The sequence below is a fragment of the Escherichia sp. MOD1-EC5950 genome (assembly GCF_002965345.1).
Taxonomy (GTDB): Bacteria; Pseudomonadota; Gammaproteobacteria; order Enterobacterales; family Enterobacteriaceae; genus Escherichia; species Escherichia marmotae.
Genome location: NZ_PTSR01000184.1, coordinates 1 through 236 on the forward strand (window position 1 = coordinate 1; position 236 = coordinate 236).

Annotated in this window: 1 pseudogene; it reads right to left on the reverse strand. The window is 61.0% G+C overall.

Annotation, left to right across the window (positions count from 1 at the left end):
- Positions 1-236 (reverse strand): annotated as a pseudogene (locus tag BEA93_RS24910) (fimbrial protein); the annotation flags it as partial.

Sequence of the window (236 nt, forward strand, 5' to 3'; positions counted from 1 at the left end):
AAGGCTGAGCAGCCCTGAACCGTGGCACCGGACTCATACAGACGCACAGTGAAGTCACGCGGCGGCACAGACGCCCCCGTGGACTTGCGGTAAGTCCCGAATATCAGCCGACCACTGTTGCCGGTGCTGTCCGCATCCACCACCACATGACAGGCCGAAGCCACCACGTCAGCACTGAATACGGTTTTCTGAACAGCGGCGTGAGAAACCCCGCCCCCTGCCAGAAGCAGAAGTAC